Genomic DNA, 22,979 nt, shown 5'->3' on the forward strand with positions numbered 1-22,979 from the left:
CGCCTTGAGGAGCATGCCCAGGCTGGAGGCGGTCAGGCCCTTGCCCAGCGAGGAGGCGACACCCCCGGTGACGAAGATGTGCTTGGTCGTCGTAGCTGTGCTGTTTCTCAAAGCAGGCGGCGGCATGGCCAAGAGGGGGCTCCCGTGGTCGCGGCTGGCTGGGGGAAGGCACGGCTCGTCATGACGCATCGGTCGCGGCAGAGCCGTATCCGGAGATGTGCGTGAGGATCTCCGTGTCGCAGTCGAGAATGTGAGGTAGCGCTCCGAGCGTGTCGACGACGAATCCGTACAGGCTGGTCTCGTCCTCGACGCACACGTCAGCCAGGATGCTGTGACACCCTGTCACCGCGGCGCAGAAGCGCACCTCGGGACAGCCGGACAAGGCGGCACCGACGGTTTCGATGCCCGCCGGGTGAACCTTCAACCGCACCCGCGCTTCCACGGGACGGTCCAGGACGGCCGGATCGGCGACGGTACGCAGACGCAGCACCCGGCGCTCCAGGAGGGAGGCCACCCGCCGCCCCGCCGTGGCGGTGGAGAAACCGAGTTCCTTGCCGAGGTCGGTGAGGCTGACACGGGCGTTCCTCGTCAGGGCCTCGGCAACGCGCCGGTCGGTGGGCGTGAGGTCGTATCGACGTGCGGGTCCGGGCAAAGGCTGGACCAGGCTTGCCCGCAAGCGCTTCTCCTCCTCCTCGGTCAGGACGGGGGCGTGCCACTCGGCCTCGGTGCGAAACGCGCGCAGTGTGGTGTGTGCACTGACCACCGTGGCGTCGGGGAGGCCTGATATCCCCTTCAGCGGCAGGGAGGTCTGGCCCGGCCGTCCCTCCACGAGCAGATGGCACCACAGAAGGCCGGCCCCTCCGCTCACGACGGCGACGTTAAGTACACCAGGGTGCTTTGCCAATCCTTGAGAGGTATTTTCCAGACAATCCGTTGCGGTCCGAAGTCGGAGGTGTACGGAGTGTCCGAGTCCGCTGATCAGGGGGTCGTAGTCGGCCGTGCAGCGGATGGTCCCCGCGCTCAGGAGCCGCTGGACGCGCCGTGCCACCAAGCGCTCGTGCTCGCCGAGGATGCGCCCCACCTCTGCCACTCCAGCCCGGGGGTTGATCTGGAGCGCTGCCACGATGCGCTGGTCAAGGCCGTCACCGGCGTCTGAATCGTTCATCACGCCACAATGATGGCAGGATCTTTATCAGAAAACCGATGGGTGTTGTCGAGATCGATCATCTGAGGCAGACTCGCAGATCCATCGCCGAAGTGGCGCCTGGAGAGCTTGTCGTATCCGACCTGCCCGTACGGGCCGAAAGGACAGGGCTTTTGTTAGGCGAGAGCACCACCGCAGCAGTTCAAGAAGCCGTGACCTCCAGCGCGTTCCGCTCTGTTCTGGGGCGTTTCTGTTCCGGCGTCACCGTCGTCACCGCGATGGGACCCACCGGGCCCGCCGGATTCACCTGCCAGGCGTTCTCGTCGCTCTCCCTCGACCCGCCGCGCATCATCCTCTGTGTCAGCCGCACCTCGACGAGCTGGCCCGTCATCAGGAGCAGTACATCCTTCAGCGTCAACGTGCTGGCACAACACCAGCGTTCGCTGTGCGAGCGGTTCGCGCACTCCGGTGGTGACAAGTTCCAGGGCGTGGCATGGACCGCGTCATCGGACGGGGCGCCGCGCCTGGACGGTGCCACAGCATGGATCGACTGTCGCGTGCACACCGAGCACGACGGAGGCGACCACCTCGTGGTGATCGGCGACGTGCTCCGGGTCGAGGCACCGGCCGAGTCGCCACAGCCCCTGCTGTACTACCGCGGCGAGTACGCGCGGATCGCCAACGCCTCCTGACCGACGCGTGGCGAGGCGGCATTTCGCGCCGCACAGTGTGCAGCACCCCCTCCTTTTCCTTTCCTCTTTTCCGCGATGCCGTGCGCCGACGCCTGCCCGCGTGGCCCGCCGCATCGCACACCACCATGCCCGATTTCGGGCACGCCCACCCCTGATGAACAAGGAGTGATCCCGTCATGGAAACGAAGCCGAGCACTCGCACCGAAGCGACGCCCGCACAGCAGTCCGGCCTGCTCGCAGGGCTCGACGTCTTCGTGGGCGGACCGATCCAGCACGCCATCCTGGAGAACGGTTTCGTCGACCACTTGCAGGACGCGATCACCACGGCGATCGGCACCGTCCGGGACAACGGAGCGAATGCCTTCTCGGCTCACCTTGTGGAGAAGTTCGGGGCCGAGACGGCGTCGTTCACCCCTGAGCAGGTATCCGTGCGTGACTTCCGCTGGATGAAGAAGTGCGACGTCTTCGTGCCCGTCCTGCCGGTGCTGGAGGACGGGACCCTGCGACGCACGGACGGTACCCACGTCGAACTCGGCTGGGCCACGGCCCTGGGGCGTCCCATTGTCCTGATCACCAAGCAGCCCTTCGTCGACTCCGCGAGCCACCTCCTGAAGGGCCTGCACCGCGTCGGGCTCGTCCAGACCATCGACTTCGACGAGTTCACCGAGAAGCCGGCGCTGCTCACCGACGCCGTGCTCGCCGCCACCGAGCGGCAGCGCGAGGCCATCAGCGCGAGCCTCGTCGCCTGACCGTCACCCGCCCTCACCCCCACCTGCCTCACCCGCCGGACGGAGTCATCGAGTGCCCGACGCGTCGATCTTAGGCCTGCCTCTGGCCAACCCCGTGATAGTCGGATCCGGACTGCTGACAGACCAGGAACGCAACATCCGCCGACTCATCGAGCGGGGCGCCGGAGCCGTCGTCACCAAGACCATCCACCCCAACCCGCCGCAAGGCCTCGACGAGCGGATCATCCGTCTGCCCGTCGGGATGCTGAACAGCACCACCTACTCCAAACGATCGGTCAACCACTGGCTGAGTGTGCTGAGTTCGTTCGCCGACGACCGGCTGCCCGTCATCGCCTCCCTCCACGCCGACACCCCGGCCGAACTCGCCGCCTTGGCCAAGGACGTCGAGACGACCGGCTGCCAGGCCCTGGAACTGGGCATCTCCTGCCTCAACGAGGAGGAGGGGCTGGAGGACGACAACCCCGACCGGGTCTACGCCTACACTTCCGAGACCCGCGGCAGGACGGTGCTGCCGCTCTCCGTCAAGCTGGCGGTCGGCGAAGGGCTTCAGGACCGGGTGCGCGCCGCCATCGCAGGCGGCGCCGATGCCATCACCCTCAGCGACACCATCGGCGGCGCGGCCGTGTCCCCCGCGACCGGGCAGCTCGAACTGAACGGCGTCTTCGGCTACTCGGGTCCCGGCCTGAAACCGCTCGTCCTCGCCGCCGTCTGGCAACTGCGCAAGAGGGGCGTCGAGTTGCCCCTCATGGGCTGCGGAGGAGTGAGCAGCGGCCGCGACGTGGCCGACTACCTCAGCGTCGGAGCGAACGTGGCCCAGGTCTATTCGGCGCTGCACACCGACATGTACGAGACGCTGGAACGCATCGTGGCAGAGACCCGGGACCTCACCGGCTCCTCCGCCACCGCCCCGCTCCTGACGGAAACACCTCGGGAGGCGGCGATATGACCGCCCGACATTCCGGTGCCCCGCTGCTCACCGACCTGACCAGCGCCCAGGTCGCCGACACCGTGCGCGGACGTACCGTCGTGTGGCCCATCGGGGCGATCGAGCAGCACGGCCCGCACCTGCCGCTGTCCGTCGATCTGATCCTCGCGGAGGCATTCGCCACCGAGATCGCGAGAGAACTCGACGCGTTCACCCTGCCCGCGCAGGCCATCGGCGCCCGGTCCCTGCCACAGAGCGGCGGCGGGCTCTACTTCCCCGGCACGGTCTATGTGGCCGGCGACACCCTCGTCCGCGTCCTGCGCGAGACGCTCAGGGCGCTGTCAGCACTGCCCATGGCCCGTCTGATCGTGGTCAACGGACACTACGAGAACGAACCGTTCCTCTTCGAGGCGCTGGACCAGGTGCGAGAGCAGGGGCTGCTGGACAGCACGGAGGTCTTCGCGTTCAGCTGGTGGAGCCTGGTCCGGGACACCTGGACCGATGAGGAGATCCCCGAGTTCCCCGGCTGGCACGCCGAGCACGCGGGAATCACCGAGACGAGCCTCATGCTCCACCTGCGACCCGACCTCGTCACCGACGAACGTCCCGACCACGACAATCCTCCCCGGGCGGGTGTCTACCTGCACCCCGTCGACGTCGGACAGACCACCCACCGCGGAGTCCTGTCCTCGACCTCCGGCGCCGACGCCGGCCTCGGGGAGAAGCTGCTGCGCCATGTCGTGGACGAGACGACGGCCATGGTGCGCGACGGCACTGGGCTGCTCTTCGCCCAGACCCGCCCGGACCGCCGCCGCCCGGACCCGCAGCGCCGAACCGCCGCACATTCCGAAGGGAAACAGCCGTGACCCGGAAGTTCCACCTCGCCTGCATCTTCAACTTCACTCCGGACGACTGGCAGGGCCCCTTCGGCACCGGGGGCTCACCCTGGGACGGCAAGTTCCACACGGAGGTGGCCCAGGCGCTCGAACGGGCCTGCTTCGACTACGTGATCATCGAGGACAAACTGATGGTCCCGGAGAGTTACGGCGGTTCCGCCGAGCGAGCGCTGCGGCAGGGCATGGTCGTCCCCAAGCACGACCCGGTCCCGTTGGCCGCAGCGATGGGCCTCGCCACGTCCCACCTCGGTATCGTCGCGACGCTGTCGACCCTGGCGTACCCGCCGTTCATGACCGCGCGCCTCGCCTCGACGATGGACAGCATGCTCGGCGGGCGCTTCGGCTGGAACATCGTCACCAGCGCCGAGGACCTTGCCGCGCAGAACTTCGGACTGGACAAGCTGCCGTCACGGGACGTCCGCTACGCCATGGCCGACGAATACGTCGACGTCGTCCGGCAGCTCTTCGCCTCCTGGGACAAGGACGCCGTCGTACTCGACCGGGAGAAGGGGATCTACGCCGACCACACCAAGGTCCGCCCGATCCACTTCAAGGGTGAGCACTTCAGCGTGCGGGGTCCGTTGAACACGGTGCCCTCCCCGCAGCACCGGCCCGCGTTCGTGCAGGCCGGGGCCTCTCCCCGGGGCCGGGTCTTCGCCGCGCGCAACGCCGACTCGGTCATCGCCATCGCCAACGGGGTGGACGGGATGAAGGAGTTCCGGGACGACGTGCGCAAACACGCCGAGGCGGCCGGCCGCGACCCTGACGATGTCAAAGTCCTCTTCTGTGTGACGCCCACGCTCGGCGAGACGGAGCGGGACGCACGGGACAAGCACGAGCGGATGATCTCGTCGCCCCAGTTCATTCACGACATCCTCGCTGAGACCTCCGCACTCACGGAGATCGACTTCGCCCAGTTCGACCTCGACGAGCCCCTGCCGTACCGGCTCCAGACCAACGGCGAGCAGGGGTCGCTGGACCAACTCCAGCAGTGGGGCAGCGGCAAGACGCTGCGGGAACTGGTGATGGACGCCGCCGGCGGGTTGGTCTCCTCGGTGGAACTCATCGGCACCCCCGACCAGGTGGCGCAGCGGATGGGGGAGGTGATGGAAGAGGTCGGAGGGGACGGCTTCATGCTGACGACCCCGGTACTGCGGTTGAACCGCCACTGGGTCGCCGATGTCACCGACGGACTCGTGCCCGCGCTTCAGCGCCGCGGGCTGACCCGGGCCGCGTACACGCCCGGCCATACGTTGCGGCAGAACCTCGCGGAGTTCTGAGCCCGGTGGCAGACCGTGTCGAGCTCCGCTACGCACCGGTCGCTCCTGGATCCCGCAGCGCAGGACCTGCTGTTGCGGCAGGCGTACACCGAAGACCGCTTCACCGGCGAGGCAGTCCCCGGCGACGCACTGCGGGCCGTCCATGACCTCGTCCGCAACGGCCCGACGGCCTTCAACCAGCAGCCGCTCAGGATTCACCTCCTGCGCTCCGGGGCGAGCCGCCGCCGGCTGGTCCGTCATCTCTCGCCGAGCAATGGGGAGAAGACCCTTGCGGCATCGCTGACCGCACTGTTGGTGGTGGACACCGCGTTCCACCTTCGGCTGCCGGAGCCGTGTCCCGCATTTGCGGGAGCCGCCGCACTCTACGCGGAAGACCCCGCGAGGCGGGAACGATCCGCGCTGTTGAACGGCTCGCTGCAGGCCGCGTATTTCCTCGTCGGAATTCGCGCGCCGGACTCGCGGTGGGGCCGTTGAGCGGATTCGACCAGTCAGGAGTCGACCGGGAATTCTTCCCGGAAGCCGAGCAGTCGGCGCTACTGGTGGTGAACATCGGCAGCTCCGCAGGGACGGGTCCGCGACCACGCGGCCCGCGCCTGGCCTACGACGAAATCCACCGCTCCCTGTGAGAGCCGTCCGGCCCCGGCAGCCGCCCACCGTGCCACGGTCAGGCGGACCCGCCGGGATCGGACGGCGCCGCACAGCGCACCGTGTCGCGGTACCAGCGGCCCCACGTGTCCAACTGCTCCGTGATGGAGTCCAGCGTGTGGCCGACGTCGGTGAGCGCGTACTCGACCCGCGGCGGCACCTCCCGGTACACCGTCCGTTCCACCAACCCGTCCGCCTCCAACTCCCTGAGCTGGCGGGTCAGCATGCGCTGGGTGACACCCGGCAGGGCGCGCCTCAATTCGCCGAACCGGTGGGTTCCCGAGACCAGCTGCTTGAGAATGGCCAGTTTCCAACGGCCGCCGAGGAGCTCCATGGCGAACTCGACCGCGCAGTGATCCGAGGCTTCTTCGACGTTGGAACGCACACCTGACCTCCATTGGTATACAGCGTGGCACTAGAGGACACAAATGACCGTACTTGCGGCCCGCGTTGGTACTTCCGGAAGCTGAGGATATGACAGAGAGCAAGGTGCCCGCCGCGGCCGGATCAGCCGCCGGGACAGAGCGTGCAGAGCATTCGACGGACTCCGGGCAGCCGGGCCGGCCGGCCCTTCCCGCGCGACAGCGGTGGCTGGTGCTGGCCGTGGTGTCGGGGAGTCTCTTCCTGTGCGGCATCGACCTCACCGTCCTGCACGTCGCGGTGCCGAGCCTGAGCCGGGACCTTGAACCGAGCCCGGCCCAACTGCTGTGGATCGTCGACGTCTACTCGCTGACACTGGCCGCCCTCCTGGTGACCTGCGGAACCCTCGGCGATCGCATCGGCCGGCGCCGCATGGTGCTCAGCGGCTTCTTCACCTTCGGTCTCGCCTCCGCGGCGGCCGCCTTCTCGGCCTCGACCGTACAACTCATCGCCGCCCGGGCCGCGTTGGGCGTCGGCGCGGCGATGATCATGGCGTCCACCGTGGCGATCATCCGGGTCGTCTTCGCCGACGACCGCGAACGCGCCATCGCGATCGGCATCTGGACCTCAGCGCACAGTGTCGGGGCCACGATCGGTCCGCTGGTCGGCGGTCTGGTCACCGAGAAGTGGGGCTGGGGAGCGGTGTTCCTCATCAACGTCCCCGTCATCGTCGTCATCCTGGCCGTCGGCGCCCGGGTCATCCCCGAGTCACGCAACCCCGTACCCCGCCGCTGGGACGTGACCAGCGTCGCGCTGTCCGTCACCGGCCTGGCCGGCGTGGTCTACGCGCTCAAGCAGGCCGGTGAACACGCGGGGGTGAACACCGCCATCGTCCTCACGGCCCTCACCGGCAGCGCCCTGCTCTATGCCTTCGTACGACGCCAACAGCGCATCCGTGAGCCGTTGTTGGACTTCACTCTCTTCCGTGAGCGCAGCTTCACCACGGCCACCCTGTGTGTCATCGGCTGCTTCGGCAGCTACGTCGCCCTGCTGTTCTTCCTCACCCAGTGGCTGCAGCAGGTGGGCGCGTACTCGCCGGTGCGCGCCGGGCTCGCGCTGATGCCGCTGGCCGGTGCCAACGCCCTCGGTGCGGTCACGGCCCCCTGGGCGGCGAACCGGTGGGGCAACCGCTGGGCCCTCACCGGAGCGCTTTCCCTCTTCGCCGTCGCGTACGCCGCCATCGCGGCCGTCGGTGACACCGCGCACTACGGCGAACTCCTCATCCCGCTGCTCGCCGCCGGGTACGGCGCCGGCATCGTCATGACCCTGGGCGCCGACTCCATCATGGCCGCCGCGCAACCCGAGCGGTCCGGGGAGGCGGCCGCCATCCAGGAGACGTCCTTCGAACTCGGCGCCGGGCTCGGCGTCGCCGTCCTCGGCACCGTCCTGACCGCCGTGTACCGCACGGGACTGCCCGATGTGCCGGGCATCTCCGGAGAACAGCAGGCCAGAGCGGGGGAGTCGTTCGCCGCAGCGGAGGATGTCATGGCACACCTGCCGTCCCGGACCGCCGACGCAGTGCTGCACTCGGCACGGCACGCCTACGACCGTGGCTTCACCGCGGTGTCGGTGATCGCGGCGATCGGCCTGGCCGCCACCGCACTCATGGCTGCGGCCCTGCTGCGCCCCCGCCCGGCCGCGAAGCAGGCCGACGAGGACTGACCGGCCCCGGAAGACCAGGTCCCAGCCGTCAATGCCGGCCATCTGGACAGCGGTCAGCTGCTTCGGCATCTCACAGGTCGGAGAGCCCTCGCATGGGAGTGCTGGATGAGCCCTTCATAGTTCCGAGCATGGCGGCGGGCGTGCATCATCCACGCGAGCGACCTCTCGAGCCGGTTGAGGATCTTCAGACCGTTGTAGGCAGGGCGCTGGCCGGGTTTGTCGAGGACGAGGGCTGGGAGGACGTCGGGGTTCGGGGTGCCGTCGTCAAGGAGCACGGCGTCGTGTTCGGTGTCGCGGGTCACGATGCGGTGGGCGTCGTAGCCGTAGAGGTACTTCTTCTTGAGCGAGGTCTTCTTCTTGTTCGGACAGGGGTGGCGTCGACGCCCAGGGAGACCTCGGCCAGTCTCTGCCGTCTCGTCGGCGCCGGTGGGCGCAGTTCTCGACACGGTCGCGGTCGCAGGTCCGGGGGCGTGAAAGGCAGGCCAGGGCTGGACGGCTCTCACGCCCCCCAAGGGCACGGGCGCAGGGGTAGGGCGCCCGGGTGATTCCCTTGTGCGATGCGACGAGTTTGTGCGGTCTCTCGTCGTCGCGCTTTATGAATCTGTCACGCGGAATCCGGTCGCGGTATCTGTCAGCCGACTGCACAGCGACGGCCGTCGCCCTGTCGGAAGACGCCCGGCAGGCGGCACGCGCGGCAGCGCGTACCTGAGGTGTATTCGGCTGTCAGGTCCGAGCGTCGTTATCTGACGGCGTCGTTATCTGACAGGGTGCCTTCGAGTACGTCGCGGAGTTGCGAGCGGGCGGTGATGCCCAGCTTGGGGAAGACCCGGTAGAGGTGGGAGCCGACCGTGCGCGGTGAGAGGAACAGTTTTTCCCCGATCTCGCGGTTCGTCAGACCCCGGGCCGCCAGCTGGACGATCTGCTGCTGCTGAGGGCTGAGTTCGGTGAAGGCACTGGGCACGACGTCGGTCGCCTCGATGCCGGCGGCGCGCAGTTCTGCCTGTGCCCGCTCGGCCCACGGCCGCGCGCCGAGGCGGTTGAAGGTTTCCAGCGCGGCGCTCAGCAGCGGACGGGCCTCGGCGATACGGCGCCGGCGTCGGAGCCATTCCCCGTAGTCGAGCCGGGTCTGCGCCCGTTCGAACGGCCACTGCTCACCCGCGGGCTGCGCGAGCGCCGCCTGGAAGAACGGCTCCGCATGCTCGGGATCCGCCAGCAGGGCGCGGCCCCGGTCGATCAGTGCGGCCACCCGTGCCGACATGCCCGTACCGAGGCGCTTCGCCGACCGTTCCAACAGCTGTGCGGCGTGCTCCTGCTGCCCTCTGCGCACGGCTGCCGCCGCGAGTTCGGCCAGGACGGTGTAGGAGACGTGGTAGTGGACCGGATCGCCGTCGTCGGTGAACGCGGAGCGGAACTGTGTGTACGCGGTGTCGTAGTCGCCCTCGGCCACGGCCGCCATTCCCAGGGCCCGGCGTGCGAAGACCGCGACGGAGCGGCTCTCCAGCGGGTCGACGAGAGAGAGGGCTCGCTCGGCGAGCCGGCGTGCGGCGGGCGCGTCGCCGAGCAGTGCGACCACCGTGGCGTCGAGTGCCTGGGCACACGCCTCGGCATGGTCGAGCCCGGCCGATGACGCCATGGCCGCGATGTCGGCCGCCACCGAGCGGGCGTCGGCCCATCGGCCCTGCTCCAAGCGGGTCCAGCCGGCCGCGCATCCCAGTCCGTCCGGGAGCGGGCCATGCGCCTGCCACTGGTCGAAGGCCTCGTCGAAGGTTCGGGCGGCGAGGGTGGTCCGGTCGAGCAGCCAGGCGACGATGGCGAGCGCGGTCAGACGCTGGGCGTCGCCCTTGGCCTCGGCGATGAGTTCGGGCAGCACCGGTGCGAGCAACGCTCCTGCGCCGCCGGGGTCGGAGACGGCCATGACCCAGGCGTGCAGCGCCGCTCCGGCGGCATCGTCGGGCATGCCGGAGAGCAGGCTCTGGATCTGTCGCTGCTGGGACTCCTCGCCCGAGTAGTAGCGGACCACCGCTGCTGCGGCCAGCGCGTCGAGTACGAGGGGTGACCGGGTGTTCGCTGCCTCGTCGGCGACGCGCATGAGCAGGGCGAAGGCTGCTGTGTGATGGGGGCCAAGAGACATGAGCCGGCCGGTGGCCAGCGCGGCTCTGCCCCGCAGTGCCGGGTCGTCGGTGCACTCGCGGACTGCTGCGGCCAGGTGCTCCACCCAGCCGAGCTGACCGGTGAAGACGGCGCTGGCCGCGGCCTCGGTGAGCAGGCGCGCCCGGTCCTCGCGGTGCGGGCTGAGTTCCGCGGCGCGCTCCTGGGCTGCGGCGGCGGCCGCAAAGCCACCTCGGCGCCGGGCCCGGTCGGCCGTCTGCTGCAAGGCGGCCGATACGTCCCGGTCGGGGCGTACGGTCGCGGCGGCCAGATGCCAGGCGCGGCGGTCGGGCTCCTTGCGCAGCAGTTCCGCGAGAGCCAGGTGTGCCCTGCGGCGTTCCTCGAAGGACGCGGCATGGTAGACGGCGGAGCGGACGAGCGGGTGACGGAAAACGATCCCGGTTCCGTCCTGGCGTACCAGACCGGCCCGGTCCGCGGGCTCCCATGCCTTGTCGTCCGCCTCGGGCAGTCCCACGGCGGCTGCCTGCGCGTCCGCCGCGTCGGCGGCCGCGAGCAGCAGCAGGATGCGGCGGGTCGGTTCCGGCAGGTCCGCCGCGTGCCCTGCGAAGATCCGCTCCAGTCGGTCGGTGACCGGCAGCGGGCCCTCCACGCTGCTGCCCTCGGCGTTGCGGATCGCGGTGGCGTGGGCGAGTTCCACCAGGGCCAGCGGGTTGCCGGCCGCTTCCTCGAGGATCCGCACGCGGGTTCGGCCGGTGGGCGGTGTGGGCTGCCGGTCGAGCAGCCGGTTGGCGGCAGCACCGTCCAGCGGGCCGAGTTCGAGGCGCTCGTACCCCTTGTCGAAACCGGGCAGTACGGCCGCGGTGCGGACTCCGAGCAGCAGCGTGACGGGCTCGCTGTCCATGCGCCGCGCCACGAAGGAGAGCACGTCGAGGGATGCGCGGTCGATCCACTGGGCGTCGTCGACCACGACCAGCAGCGGGGCGGTCTCCGCCAGGTCCGACAACAAGGTCAGAACCGCCAGACCCACGATCATCCCGTCAGGGGCCTCGGCACACTCGTCGAGCCCCAGGACCGCGCGGAGCGCGGAGCGCTGCCGCGATGGCAGACCCTCCGCCTCGCCGAGAACCGGGCGCAGCATCTGGTGAAGACCCGCGAATCCAAGGTGCGCCTCGGATTCGCTCCCCACCGCTCGCAGCACTCGGTCACCCGCACTCCGTGCGCGATCGGCCGCGATGCCGAGGAGTGTGCTCTTTCCGGCACCGGGGTCACCCGTGAGGATCAGCACGTCGCTGTGGGACCGATCGGCGCCGACCCGCCGGACTATTTCTGCGGTCTCGCTTTCCCGGCCCACCAGCGCCGGACCGGAATTCCGCATCGAGCGCTGCTCCCCACGAGCCCTTCCATCGTTTTCCACGGATGCTCCAGGGAATTGAGATAGCCCAGATAGTAGTCGAGCCGTACGTCTCCGCACCGTCGGCCTCGGGATCGCCACGGCGGGACAACCGGTCGGTAGGCGCAAACGCCCCATCCGGTGGCCGACCAGCACCGATGCAGTCACGTGACGCATACCCTCGGCTGTTCGTCCGGCCACAGAATCGTGAAGCGAGCACGGTCGCGCCTTTCCGGGGCGGCGGGCAGGCACGATCGTGCGTCGCCGGTGGCGTCGTGCCATCACAGACGGGGCTCACGGAAGCCATACATCTCGACCGGAAGGCGCTGTCATGGTTACCGGACGCTCGTGGCTGGTCGGATTCGGATTCCGCACTCCATGCGGTCGGCTTGTACGCCACTTCTACGTCGTCGACGGCATGGCCGGTCCGGAGCAGGCCCGCGAGGCTGCTCTTGAGCGGGCGAACGCCCCGAGCGAACGCGCGGCGCATGGAAACCTGCGGCTCGATGACGGCTGTGTCGAGATGCGTCGCATGTCGCGTGACTTTCTGGGCGCCTGGCGGCTGTCCGTCCCAAGTCCGTGCACTGCGTAGCTCCTTGAACCCGGAAGCCATCGCCGACGGGGGCAGGCCTGTCAGCGCTGCGCGGTCGCCGATGCCGGCAAGGGACGCCCACGTGCTGCAGATCCCACGGAAGCAGTCACCTGACGCATACCGGACGGAACCCCGCATGCCGAGACTGGTGACGCGGGCGGTGGCCGGTCAGCACCCGAAGGCTCCCGCACGGCCGTGCACACGCGAAAGGACCTACAGAGATCCCATGGCGGCAAGGACAACGACATCGTTGTGGGACCGGTTCGCGGCCTTCGACCCTGGGCTCGTGCGTCTGACCTCCGCGATGCGCGCCGTGCTCGGCACCGCCGCGACCCTCGCCGTGCTGACAGGCCTGCGAGCGCCCGAGACGGCGCTCGTGGTCGGCGGCTTCACCGCGATGACGACGTCACTGGCCGTCAGCGACCTGCACCCGCGCAACCAGCTCATCACGCTCGGACTCGGCGTTCCGCTCTCCCTCGCGTCCCTGGCCGCCGGAGCCGCGCTGACGCCGTACCCGACAGCAGCCAAGCTGGTCTTCCTGGGGGTGATCCACCTCGCCGTTCAGGCCCGCCGGTTCGGTCCGCGAGGGCTGGGCCTGGGGATCTTCGGTTTCATGGCCTTCCTGCTGTCCCAGTTCACCCAGGCCCGGGCAGACCGCCTTCCGGGGTTCGGGGTATCGGTACTGGTTGCGTTCGGGGCCGTCACGGCCGTGTGGTGGTGCGTCGGCCCCGTTACGGCGTCCCGAGCCCTGAGGCGGCTGCGGCACGCATTCGACGTGCGTCTGCATGACGTCCTCCGGGACACGGCCGCGATGGTCGCCGCCGGGCAGGACGTCGACACCCGGAGCCGATCGTTGCAGGACCGCCTCGGCACACTGCACGCGTCAGTGCTGCTGATCGAGGACTTTCTCGACGAGCGCACCGCCGACGAGGACACCGAGGCCCTGCTGCCGCACCTCAGCCGGGTGGAGGTGGCCGCGCAGCGCCTGGCCGTACTGGCGGTCCGCGCGGTCCGCACCCCGGCGGCCCGCAGCGACCTGGCGGAACGGACGGCGCGACAGCGGCTCGCCCAGCGGATCCAGTCTCTCCGGCACCAGCCCATCGCCCGAACGGCCTGCGCGGCCGAGCGGTGCGCACAGGGGTACGAAGGTAGCCCGGCGAACCGGCCGACCGGCTCCGCACTCGTGCTGGACTGCTTGCCTGCGGTCGACGAACTCGCCGAAGCCCTGCGGGTTCTCGGCCCACGGGGTCGCCCGGCAGGACTCGGGACGCCTCCGCGCAAGCCCGCCTCACCCACCTTCGGGGCGCTGCTGCGCAGGGACACAGACAGCGAAAGCCTGCAGCGGGGAGCCACCCGTCAGGCGTTTCAGGTGACGGCTGCCTCGGCCCTCGCCACCGCGGGCGGTCATCTCCTGTCGCCGCACCTGTGGTACTGGGCCGTCGCGGCCGCATGGGTCGTCTTCATCAACAACGAGAGCACTGGCGAGGTACTGCTGCAGAGCCTCCGGCGGCTGGCGGGCACCGTCCTCGGCGTGGTGTTCGGCTACGGCCTCGCCGCCCTGGTCGGCGGAGACGGCCCCGTCCTCCTGGTCCTGCTCCTGCTGTGTATGTTCGGGAAGTTCTACACCCCGTCGCACGCCTACTGGGTCGTGACGTTCTTCATCACCGGCACGCTCAGCATGCTGCTCGCGCTGATGGACACCTTCTCGACGCACGTGCTGCTCCTGCGCGTCCAGGAGACCGCACTGGGAGTGTCCTGCGGGATCCTTGCCGCCGTCCTCGTACTTCCCACCACGGTCCGCCGCGCCAGCGACGAGGAACTGGTCGGCTTCCTGCGCGTCCTCGACCACATCCTGCGGGCCGTCGCGTCGGGAAGCACGGACACGCAACCCCCGACGAGCTGGGTCCGCGCGGCACATGACCTCGACCAGGCACTGGAATCCTTCCGCAAGGCCAGTCTGCCTCTCACCCATCCGTTTGCCCCGCAGCGCCGCCGCCGTCACCGAGCCCGCCACCTGCTGGAACTCCTCGAGGCCGGCGCGTACCACGCACGGAGCCTGGCCGCCACGGCCGAACGTCTCCCGGCGGGCCACGTCCCGGAGTGCACCGCCCGCCTCACCGCCGCGGCCGACCGCGCGCACCAGACCGTGACCCATCTGATCCGCGTCACCGGCCATCGACCCGAAAGCGTCCAACGAACGGCACGCCCCACGGTCATCGGGGCACTGGCCCTGCTCTCGGAGGAGCAACGCGTGAGCCGCAACTGGCTGTCGCCGGAGCACCGCCTGCTGCTGCACATCGATCGCCTCGACGCGACCCTGACCGCGCTCGTACGAGCCTTGGGCCCACTTGCCTCGGACGCCGACCGCACCACCGTGGTGCCCTCCGAGAGCGTGGACATCCCGTCGCCGCGCCACCCGGTCCAGGCTGCCGCAGTGAGTTGCGCCGTCCTCGCCGACCGGTGCGAACGCGCCCAAGCCGGTTAGCAATGGCCAGGTAGCGGTGTTCAGGTGCCGGTGAGAGTGACCGTGACCACCCCGAAGCCCCCTGTCCTTGCCCTTTCCGGCGTCAGCCACACCTACCAGGACCAGCGCCGCAGGACCACCGTTCTGCGGCAGATCGACCTCGACTTCGAGCGGGGCACCTTCTACACGATCCTCGGCCCTTCGGGCAGCGGCAAGACCACCCTGCTCAGCCTGGCCGGCGGCCTGGACAGCCCTACCAACGTCACCACCCGCTTCGACGGACAGGACCTGTCCGCCCTGGGCCCGAAAAGTCCCACGCCCTGAAAAGAACCGACCGGAAACCTCGACGCGCACGAACAGAACAAGTGCGTCATCGTCGTCACCCGCAACCAGGCCCTGGCCGCCGAGTCCGACCGAGTCCTGACCCCTGCGCAAAGGCTCCGACCGAGTCCTGACCCCTGCGCAAAGGCAAGGTGATGGCGGTGAGGAGGCCCGGCGACCGTTAGCCGGCACCCCGGCAGAACCCACTACCCGGCGGTACGACCGGCAAGCGGCCCGATACGGACCCGGCTTCGGCCTCGTGACCGCAGCGAGGTCGCCGCGTGCCCCGTGTGCCCGTTGAAGAGGCATCCAGGGATGGAACGCGGAACAGGAGCCGCCTTTCGTCGGCCTGCCAGGGGAGAGCCCCCTGCTCAGAGGTGTACGCACAGGTGCAGTCACGTGACGGATACCGCACCTGCCGGGGCCGCTCGTACGGTTGAGTAAATCCCCCGAATTCCAAGGAAATACCATGGAACAGATCACCCTCGGCAATGTCTCCATCACCCGGGTGTGGGAATACTACGGTTCCGTCGAAATGACGCCCGACACCTTCTTCCCGGAAAGCTCGAAGGAAGTCTGGGAGAACGGTGCCGACTGGCTTGCCCCGCATTTCCTGGATTCCGAGACCAACATCGTGAATTCGGCGATCCAGACCTGGCTGCTGCGTAGCGAGGGCAAGACGATCCTGGTCGACACCGGCGTGGGCAACCACAAGGAGCGTCCCTACGCCCCGGTCTGGAGCCGCCTCGAAACGGACTTCCTGGCCAACCTCGCCCGGGCCGGTGTCCAGCCGGAGGACGTGGACGTCGTGATCAACACGCATCTCCACATCGATCACGTCGGCTGGAACACCTACCTGGACGGGCGGCAGTGGGTGCCGACGTTCCCCAATGCCACCTACCTGATGCCGAAGGACGACTTCGACTTCTGGAACCCCGAGAACGGCCACCAGCCGCTGCTCGGCCGCGGCAACCAGAACGTCTTCGAGGACAGCGTGGCCCCGGTGCACCAGGCCGGCCTGACGCAGCTGTGGGAGAACAGCCACCAGATCGACGCGAACCTGCGCCTGGACGCCGCTCCCGGGCACACCCCCGGCTCCTCCGTGCTGACCCTCACCTCCGGCACGGACCGCGCGGTGTTCGTCGGCGACATGCTGCACAGCCCGGTGCAGATCCTGGAGCCGGACGCCAACAGCTGCTTCTGCGAGAACCCCGCCGAAGCCCGTGCCACCCGCCGCAAGGTGCTGGGCTGGGCCGCCGACAACAACGCGCTCGTGATCCCGGCGCATCTGGGCGGCCACGGCGCCACCGAAGTCGTACGCGAGGGAAGCACCTTCGCCGTGAAGGGCTGGGCGCCCTTCGCCCCGTACACCGAGCAGGGCTGAAGCCCGCGGAAAGGCACCACAGATGAGCCACCACCCCGAACCCGTCGTGACCACCGCGCAGGGAGCCGTCCGCGGTCTGCGTCAGGAGGACGGCACCGCCGCCTTCCTGAACATCCCCTATGCCGCCCCGCCCCTGGGCGCCGGCCGGTTCGCGCCGCCCGAGCCGCACGAGCCGTGGGACGGCGTACGGGACGCCACCGCCCCCGGACCCAACGCGCCGCAGTCCGAGCGCAAGCTCGGCAGCATCGACATGGCCCCCTACTTCGGCACCGGCTGGAGCCGCGGTGAGGACTACCTCACCGTCAACGTCTGGACGCCCGCCGTCGCGCAGAGCGACCTGCCGGTCATGGTGTTCGTGCACGGCGGCGGCTTCGTCGCCGGATCGACGCGGTCCGCGATGTACGACGGTTCCGCCTTCGCCCGCGACGGCGTCGTCCTCGTCACGCTCAACTACCGGCTCGGCATCGCCGGGTTCCTGGACCTGCCCGGCGCCCCGGCCAACCGCGGTCTGCTCGACGTCGTCGCCGCGCTGCGCTGGGTGCGGGAGAACATCGCCGGGTTCGGCGGTGACCCGGACAACGTGACGCTCTTCGGCCAGTCGGCCGGGGCCACCGTCGTCGGCGGCGTCCTCGCCACCGCGGAGGCCGCGGGCCTGTTCCGCCGGGCGATCGTGCAGAGCGGCAGCGGACTGGGCGCGTTCAGCACCGAGCAGGCCGCCCGCGTCACCGCCGCGGCTGCCGAGGTCCTGGGCGTCGAGCCGCACGTGGACGCCTTCGCGGAGATCTCCGACGAGCGTCTGGTGGAGGCCGCCTCCAAGCTCGCGGGCATCGACCTCAGGACCGCCACCCACGGCGACCCGCTGATCGGCCTGAGCCCCTTCAGCCTGGTCCTGGACACCCAGCCCGCCGAAGCCGTCGCCGCCGGACACAGCTCCGACGTCGACCTGCTCATCGGCACCAACACGGAAGAGGGCAACCTCTACCTGGTCCCGGTGGGCAAGTACGCGACCTCGACCGCAGCCGACGTCGACGACGCGGCGGCGCGCTCGCACCCGGATCCGGCGCGGCTCGTCGAGACCTACCGCACGTCACGCCCCGAGGCCTCCTTCGCGGAACTGCGCTCGGCCATCATGGCCGACGCCCTGTTCGGCGCTGGTACCCGCGCTCTGGCCGGCGCCCATGCCGCCCATCCGAAGGCCGTCACCTACGCGTACGAGTTCGCCTGGCGCTCCCAGGCCCTGGACGGAGAACTCGGCGCCACCCACGCCGTCGAGCTGCCCTTCGTCTTCGACCTCGCGGACCGGCCCGAGCTGAACGGCTCCGCCGCCCTGCTCGGCCCCGACAAGCCACCGGCGGATCTCGCGGAGCGCATGCACGAGACCTGGATCCGGTTCGCCGCCACGGGCGACCCGGGCTGGGACCCCTACGACACCGACCGCAGGGCCACGATGCACATCGACGCCGAGTGGACCCAGCTCGACGACCCCCGCAGCCAGGAACGACAGGCCTGGAGCTGACGCCCGTACCGCTCTCGCCTGCTCATCCCCTCCAAAGACCACCACCGCTTCAAGGAACACCGTGACCAGAACCGTCATCACCACCGAGCACGCCCCCTCTCTCCCGGCCCCGCTGTCCCAGGGCATCCGCAAGGGCCCCGTCCTGCAGGTATCCGGACAGCTCCCGTTCGACCCGACCACCGGCGAGGTCGTCGGCACGACGGTCGCCGAGCAGACCGCACAGGTCCTGCGCAACGTCACCGCCGTCCTCAAGGCGGCCGGCGCGGGCCTGGAAGACGTCGTGATGCTCCGCGTCTACCTCACCGACCCCGCCCACCTGCCCGAGCTGAACGAGGCGTACGCGGCAGCCGTCGGCGAGCCCTTCCCCGCCCGCACCACCGTCTACATGCAGCTCCCGCCGGGACTCCTCGTGGAGATCGACGCCCTGGCCGTGCTGGACGACTGACACAGCCACAGAACAAGGCCGGTCCGGCGCGGTTCAAAGGGGGACCGCGCCGGACCGGCTGGCCATTCCGGACAGCGAATTGGGGGAGGACGGGATGGATGGCCGTCTGCCGAAGGCGTGCATCAACCTGAGAGTTGTTCCGGCGGACCTGCTGGACGCCCTGTGCTCCCTGTCCGGGCGCCCTTCACCGCATTCAGGGCCCAATCCGGTACGCCGGGTCCATGGTCAGGTGCTCCACGCAGCGGCTTCGCTGCCGCCGGGCGCGCTGCAACCGGGCGATGTGAGCGCGGCCACCGATACGCGCCGGCCTCCTGAACGCCGACGTACCGCCCGCGGCCGAGGCGGCCGCCCGCTGCGTCCAGCACACGGTCGACGACCTGGGCCCCGTCGACCTCTGGACGTTGGCCCGCGACACCGCCATGACCCGCGACGACCTCGCATGGGGCGCTGCCGCGACCCTGGCGCGGGAACGCCTCGCACAGCCCGACTCTCTCGACGAACTCGCCGCGCAGGCCATCGTGGACGAACTCGCCGAACGGACCCCGTGCCGGTGGGGCCGTCACCACACAGACGCCGTTCGTGCCGCGCTGTACCGGACTCTGGCCGACCTCGCCGACCTGCTTCTGGAGGTGTCGGAATCCACCCCGACACCCCTGGACTGGACCGCCGACGACGACGGATGGCGGGCCTCGGCCGTGATCGGCGGAGTGGTCCACGACGTGGTGGTCCACAAGGCGGAGCACGCGCCCTCCGCCGCCCAGCCTGTCTGGCACCACCCGTCACCCCCAGGCGCACATGCCGCCTGGCAGTGGCGGATCACGAACGGACCGACCGGGCGCGCCTCCCACGGCTGCGGGCCGATCCCCTCCGCGCTCGCGGCGCGGCACGCCGCCGAGTGCGCGATCACGGCACTCGCCGCCGGAAGATGCAGTCTGTGAAGCAAGTGAAACTCGTTCCGTTCGCGGGGTACGACATCGACCGCGCCCTGAGCAGATGCCTGGACAGTCAGGGCAGTGGGAAACGATCTACGTGAGCGCGGGAAACGACCTCCGCCGCCCTCGCGTACCCGGTGATCAGCGAATTCCGCCGGTGCCCCACGGGGCGAGCAGTTGCTCGGGCATGGCTGCCTGTTGGTGCGCGACGATGCTGTACGCCCGGCCCTCACGGCGACTGTGGTCGGGGTAAGGCTCTGGCGGGCGATTGTTGGGCGCGGACTCGGGCCCCGTACTGGTCGGTTGTCTTGGAGCATCCGCCAGTAGGCGAGCGTTCAACGCCTGCTGGGTCCTCCGTAGGCGTCAGGGAGCCGGTGCCGTGCCGGCGTCGTAGGTGGCGCGGGCGGCGGTGATGTCGGCTCGGTGGCGTTCTGCCCAGCCGACGAGCCCGGTGAGGGTTGCGTGGAGTTCGCGGGCCATGGGTGTGAGGCTGTATTCCACCTTGGGCGGCACGGTGGGGTAGACGGTCCGGATGAGCAGGCCGTCGCGTTCCAGCTTGCGCAGGTTCAAGGTGAGCATGCGTCGGCTGATGCCTGTGATGGCGCGTTCCAACTCGGTGAAGCGGACTGGTCCGTGTGCGGCGGCGACGAGGATTCCGATGCTCCATTTGCCCGCGACGTGGTCGAGGACCTCGGTGAGCGGGCACGCCTCGTTGCTGACCTGGTTGGACACATCGGTGTGACTGCGTGACATGAAAGTGCCTCCTTTCGCCGCGCGTCATGGTTACAGAGGATGACCGCTGTAACAAGTCGTGCACCTTTGGAAGGAATCCCCGTGCGGAGAACCAACGCATCAGCACAGACATCACGTTGGTCGGCACTGGCCGTGCTCTGTTCCGGGCAGTTGATGGTTATTCTCGACGGGACCATCGTGAACGTGGCACTGCCGTCCATCCAGCAGGACCTCGGTTTCTCCTCGTCGGACCTGGCCTGGGTGGTCAACGCCTATCTCGTCCCCTTCGGTGGCCTGTTGCTGCTCTCCGGCCGGCTCGGCGACCTCATCGGACGCAAGCGCGTCTTCATCGCCGGCCTGAGCATCTTCACCACTGCCTCGCTGCTGTGCGGTGTGTCCCAGGACCCAGCGATGCTGCTCGCCGCCCGGTTCGTCCAGGGCATCGGCGGCGCGGTGACCTCCGCCGTCACTCTCGGCATGGTCGTGACCCTGTTCCCACAGCCGAAGGAGCGGGCCAAGGCCATCGGCGTCTACAGCTTCGTCCAGTCCGCCGGTGGCTCGATGGGCCTCCTCGCCGGCGGCGCCCTGACGCAGACCATCAGCTGGCACTGGATCTTCTTTGTCAACGTACCGATCGGCATCGCTGCTGCGCTGTCGGCCGGGCGCGTGCTCGCGTCCGAGCACGGTGTCGGCCTCGGCAGGGGAACCGACGTCGTAGGTGCGCTCCTGGTCACCTCCGCGCTGATGCTCAGCGTCTACACGATCGTCGAGACGACGAACTACGGCTGGACTTCCGCACACACGCTGAGCTTCGGCGCCGCGGCACTCGCCCTGCTCCTGGCATTCGTCGCCCGCCAGGCGAAGGCGGCCCACCCGCTCCTGCCGCTGCGCCTGTTCCGCTCGCGCAACGCCACGGGAGCGATGGGTATCCAGGCCCTCATGGTGGCCGGGATGTTCAGCTTCCAATTCCTGTGCGTGCTCTACCTGCAGAAGGTGCTCGGCTTCGACGAGATACACACCGGCCTCGGCATCTTTCCGGTCTCGGTCGCGATCGGCGCGCTCTCCCTCGGCTTCTCGCCCAAGCTGATTGCGCGCTTTGGCCCCCGTGCCGTACTCCTTCCAGGTCTCTCGCTCATCACGGCAGGTCTCGCCGCGCTCGGCCGCCTACCGGCAGGCGGGAGCTATGTCGTGGACGTCCTGCCCGCGTTGCTGCCGCTGGGCATCGGCTTCGGCCTCGCGATGCCGTCGCTGGCCACGCTCGCGATGTCAGCGGCCACGCCCCAGGACTCGGGGATCGCCTCCGGCATGTTCAACACCATGCAGCAGATCGGCAGCGCCTTCGGCCTCGCCGTCCTCAGCACACTCGCCACCTCGCATACGAATGCCCTGCTGGGCAATGGGGCAAGCACCGCCTCGGCACTCACGGGTGGTTACCAGCTTGCCTTCCGCATCGGCTCGGGCCTCGTAGCCGTCTCTCTCCTCCTCGCCGCCACCCTGCTGCGATCCCCCGCCACAGCACAACGTCCAGCGGCCGAGAAGAAGCCGGTCGCCGAGAACGCCGCTCGCTGACCAGGCGGCAACGCCGCGCCGGTCCCCAGAAGTGGACACCGGAACCGGGTGGAGGACGACGTCTACCCGCTCGTCAGCATCAAGAGCGCCTGCGCCTGGACGTCCCGGACAAGTCCGCGCAGAGCGTCCGACTACATGGCTCCGAAGCGATCAACGTCGAAACGGCGACGTTAAGATAGTGGGCGCATACACGCAGTGCTGGAAGGGGGCGCGTATGAGTGTGGAACTGCGGCACTTACGCGTATTCATAGCGGTGTGCGAAGCCAGGAGCTTCACCCACGCCGCCACGCGCATGATGGTCAGCCAGCCGGTGGTGTCACGGACCGTCCAACAGTTGGAGAAGGCGGTCGGAGCAGAACTGATCGACCGGAGCACCGGTGAGGCGCGGCCGACGGAGACGGGGGCCGTGCTGCTGGAACACGCCCGGGCGACGGTTGCCAGGTTCGACCACGCGCTGTCGAGCGCGCGCTCGGTCAACAGGCCACTCCTGCTCGGCTATACCTGGTCGATGCTGGACAGCCGGATCCTGAGCGCCGTGGAGACCTGGGAGAGCGATCACCCGCGAAATCCCATCGTCACGCGCCGTAGTGACGACCGGCTCGCCGGGCTGGGCGACGGGAGCACCGATGTCGCTCTCGTCCGCGAACGGCCGACGGGCCGCGCCGGCCACCCGGAGGACGAATACCGGAGCCTGACGCTGCTGAGCGAGGACCGTTACGTGGCCCTGCCCAGGGACCACCGGCTCAGCGGACGGACCGCGCTGCGGCTGGAGGATCTGACGACGGAGGTGTTCGTGGACAACACCGTCTCGGGCACCGTGCCTTCCGGGCTGTGGCCACCCGGCGGCGCGCCACAGAAACGGCTGCCGGTGGAGACGTTCGAGGACTGGACGTTCGCCATCGCCGCAGGACGCGGAATCGGTCTCACCCCGGCATCCACGGCCGCGCTCCGCCCCCATCCGTCACTGGCGTTCGTCGCATTGGCGGACGCCCCGGCCGTGGACCTCCACCTTGCCTGGCGGGCCGACGCCGAGCATCCGGCGCTCGCCAGGTTCACCGCCCACATGCAGCGGGCGTTCACCCCGTCCCCGTCTTCCTCACCCTCCTGATTCC

22 protein-coding genes are annotated in these 22,979 nt (G+C 69.4%); 16 read left to right on the plus strand and 6 right to left on the minus strand.

All coding sequences use genetic code 11. From position 1 onward, the window contains the following. Together ACFY1U_RS48945 and ACFY1U_RS48950 are read right to left on the minus strand one after the other, a co-directional pair. Nucleotides 1-126: hypothetical protein (locus ACFY1U_RS48945; RefSeq protein ID WP_390700662.1), on the minus strand; the 126-nt coding region annotated here is incomplete at its 3' end. 52 nt (nt 127-178) lie between these two features. Next, nucleotides 179-1,165, minus strand: coding sequence for an Lrp/AsnC family transcriptional regulator (locus tag ACFY1U_RS48950; RefSeq protein ID WP_390700585.1), 987 nt, complete (start codon nt 1,163-1,165; stop codon nt 179-181). 38 nt (nt 1,166-1,203) lie between these two features. On the opposite strand from ACFY1U_RS48950, the gene ACFY1U_RS48955 reads away from it, so the two are divergent. The 7 genes from ACFY1U_RS48955 (at nt 1,204) to ACFY1U_RS48985 (ending at nt 6,312) form a co-directional block, all read left to right on the plus strand. Further along, a complete protein-coding gene (locus ACFY1U_RS48955; protein ID WP_390700586.1) occupies nt 1,204-1,836 on the plus strand; it encodes a flavin reductase family protein in 633 nt (210 codons plus the stop codon). Nucleotides 1,837-2,012: 176 nt separating this feature from the next. Further along, nucleotides 2,013-2,585, plus strand: coding sequence for a nucleoside 2-deoxyribosyltransferase (locus ACFY1U_RS48960; RefSeq protein ID WP_390700587.1), 573 nt, complete (start codon nt 2,013-2,015; stop codon nt 2,583-2,585). 52 nt (nt 2,586-2,637) lie between these two features. After that, nucleotides 2,638-3,531, plus strand: coding sequence for a dihydroorotate dehydrogenase (locus ACFY1U_RS48965; RefSeq protein WP_390700588.1), 894 nt, complete (start codon nt 2,638-2,640; stop codon nt 3,529-3,531). Then, the gene (locus ACFY1U_RS48970; protein WP_390700589.1) at nt 3,528-4,376 is read left to right on the plus strand and encodes a creatininase family protein; all 849 of its coding nucleotides are present in this window, start codon (nt 3,528-3,530) and stop codon (nt 4,374-4,376) included. Before ACFY1U_RS48965 ends, ACFY1U_RS48970 begins: the two co-directional genes overlap by 4 nt. Further along, nucleotides 4,373-5,686 carry an NtaA/DmoA family FMN-dependent monooxygenase gene (locus tag ACFY1U_RS48975; RefSeq protein WP_390700590.1) on the plus strand — a complete coding sequence of 438 codons (1,314 nt, stop codon included), beginning with the start codon at nt 4,373-4,375 and terminating at the stop codon, nt 5,684-5,686. The genes ACFY1U_RS48970 and ACFY1U_RS48975 overlap by 4 nt, the downstream gene beginning before the upstream one ends. Nucleotides 5,687-5,701: 15 nt before the next feature. Further along, on the plus strand, nt 5,702-6,160 hold the full coding sequence (locus ACFY1U_RS48980; RefSeq protein ID WP_390700591.1) for a hypothetical protein: 459 nt from the start codon (nt 5,702-5,704) through the stop codon (nt 6,158-6,160). Then, the gene (locus tag ACFY1U_RS48985; protein ID WP_390700592.1) at nt 6,157-6,312 is read left to right on the plus strand and encodes a hypothetical protein; all 156 of its coding nucleotides are present in this window, start codon (nt 6,157-6,159) and stop codon (nt 6,310-6,312) included. Before ACFY1U_RS48980 ends, ACFY1U_RS48985 begins: the two co-directional genes overlap by 4 nt. A 38-nt stretch (nt 6,313-6,350) precedes the next feature. Here the strand turns inward: ACFY1U_RS48985 and ACFY1U_RS48990 are convergent, their stop codons facing one another. Further along, nucleotides 6,351-6,716, minus strand: coding sequence for a winged helix-turn-helix transcriptional regulator (locus ACFY1U_RS48990; RefSeq protein ID WP_390700593.1), 366 nt, complete (start codon nt 6,714-6,716; stop codon nt 6,351-6,353). An 89-nt stretch (nt 6,717-6,805) separates the two neighbouring features. On the opposite strand from ACFY1U_RS48990, the gene ACFY1U_RS48995 reads away from it, so the two are divergent. Then, entirely contained in the window at nt 6,806-8,413 is a 1,608-nt protein-coding gene (locus ACFY1U_RS48995) for an MFS transporter (RefSeq protein WP_390700594.1), read from the plus strand. A gap of 53 nt (nt 8,414-8,466) precedes the next feature. Here the strand turns inward: ACFY1U_RS48995 and ACFY1U_RS49000 are convergent, their stop codons facing one another. Next, nucleotides 8,467-8,859, minus strand: a complete 393-nt coding sequence (locus ACFY1U_RS49000; protein ID WP_390700664.1) for a hypothetical protein — start codon at nt 8,857-8,859, stop codon at nt 8,467-8,469. A gap of 293 nt (nt 8,860-9,152) precedes the next feature. Further along, nucleotides 9,153-11,897: an AAA family ATPase gene (locus ACFY1U_RS49005; RefSeq protein WP_390700595.1), complete on the minus strand. Its 2,745-nt coding sequence runs from the start codon at nt 11,895-11,897 to the stop codon at nt 9,153-9,155. An 833-nt stretch (nt 11,898-12,730) separates the two neighbouring features. Between ACFY1U_RS49005 and ACFY1U_RS49010 the strand changes: the two genes are divergently transcribed. The 6 genes from ACFY1U_RS49010 to ACFY1U_RS49035 all read left to right on the plus strand — a co-directional run bounded on the left by ACFY1U_RS49010 (nt 12,731) and on the right by ACFY1U_RS49035 (nt 19,572). Further along, nucleotides 12,731-14,989, plus strand: a complete 2,259-nt coding sequence (locus ACFY1U_RS49010) for an FUSC family protein (protein ID WP_390700596.1) — start codon at nt 12,731-12,733, stop codon at nt 14,987-14,989. Between the two features lie 36 nt (nt 14,990-15,025). After that, nucleotides 15,026-15,292: an ATP-binding cassette domain-containing protein gene (locus ACFY1U_RS49015; RefSeq protein WP_390700597.1), complete on the plus strand. Its 267-nt coding sequence runs from the start codon at nt 15,026-15,028 to the stop codon at nt 15,290-15,292. Nucleotides 15,293-15,758: 466 nt separating this feature from the next. Then, nucleotides 15,759-16,673: an MBL fold metallo-hydrolase gene (locus ACFY1U_RS49020; protein WP_390700598.1), complete on the plus strand. Its 915-nt coding sequence runs from the start codon at nt 15,759-15,761 to the stop codon at nt 16,671-16,673. Nucleotides 16,674-16,695: 22 nt separating this feature from the next. Then, nucleotides 16,696-18,189: a carboxylesterase/lipase family protein gene (locus ACFY1U_RS49025; protein WP_390700599.1), complete on the plus strand. Its 1,494-nt coding sequence runs from the start codon at nt 16,696-16,698 to the stop codon at nt 18,187-18,189. Nucleotides 18,190-18,250: 61 nt separating this feature from the next. Beyond that, nucleotides 18,251-18,634, plus strand: a complete 384-nt coding sequence (locus ACFY1U_RS49030) for a RidA family protein (protein ID WP_234545155.1) — start codon at nt 18,251-18,253, stop codon at nt 18,632-18,634. 419 nt (nt 18,635-19,053) lie between these two features. Next, complete coding sequence (locus ACFY1U_RS49035; RefSeq protein ID WP_390700600.1) at nt 19,054-19,572, plus strand: hypothetical protein; 519 nt, start codon at nt 19,054-19,056, stop codon at nt 19,570-19,572. 357 nt (nt 19,573-19,929) lie between these two features. Here the strand turns inward: ACFY1U_RS49035 and ACFY1U_RS49040 are convergent, their stop codons facing one another. Continuing rightward, a complete protein-coding gene (locus tag ACFY1U_RS49040; protein WP_390700601.1) occupies nt 19,930-20,319 on the minus strand; it encodes a winged helix-turn-helix transcriptional regulator in 390 nt (129 codons plus the stop codon). A gap of 153 nt (nt 20,320-20,472) precedes the next feature. Here ACFY1U_RS49040 and ACFY1U_RS49045 point away from each other — a divergent pair, with 153 nt between their 5' ends. Beyond that, a complete protein-coding gene (locus tag ACFY1U_RS49045; RefSeq protein ID WP_390700602.1) occupies nt 20,473-21,867 on the plus strand; it encodes an MFS transporter in 1,395 nt (464 codons plus the stop codon). A gap of 214 nt (nt 21,868-22,081) precedes the next feature. Continuing rightward, nucleotides 22,082-22,975, plus strand: coding sequence for a LysR family transcriptional regulator (locus ACFY1U_RS49050; RefSeq protein WP_390700603.1), 894 nt, complete (start codon nt 22,082-22,084; stop codon nt 22,973-22,975). Nucleotides 22,976-22,979 lie beyond the last annotated feature (4 nt).

Source organism: Streptomyces sp. NPDC001351 (assembly GCF_042896045.1).
In the GTDB taxonomy this organism is placed as follows: Bacteria; Actinomycetota; Actinomycetes; order Streptomycetales; family Streptomycetaceae; genus Streptomyces.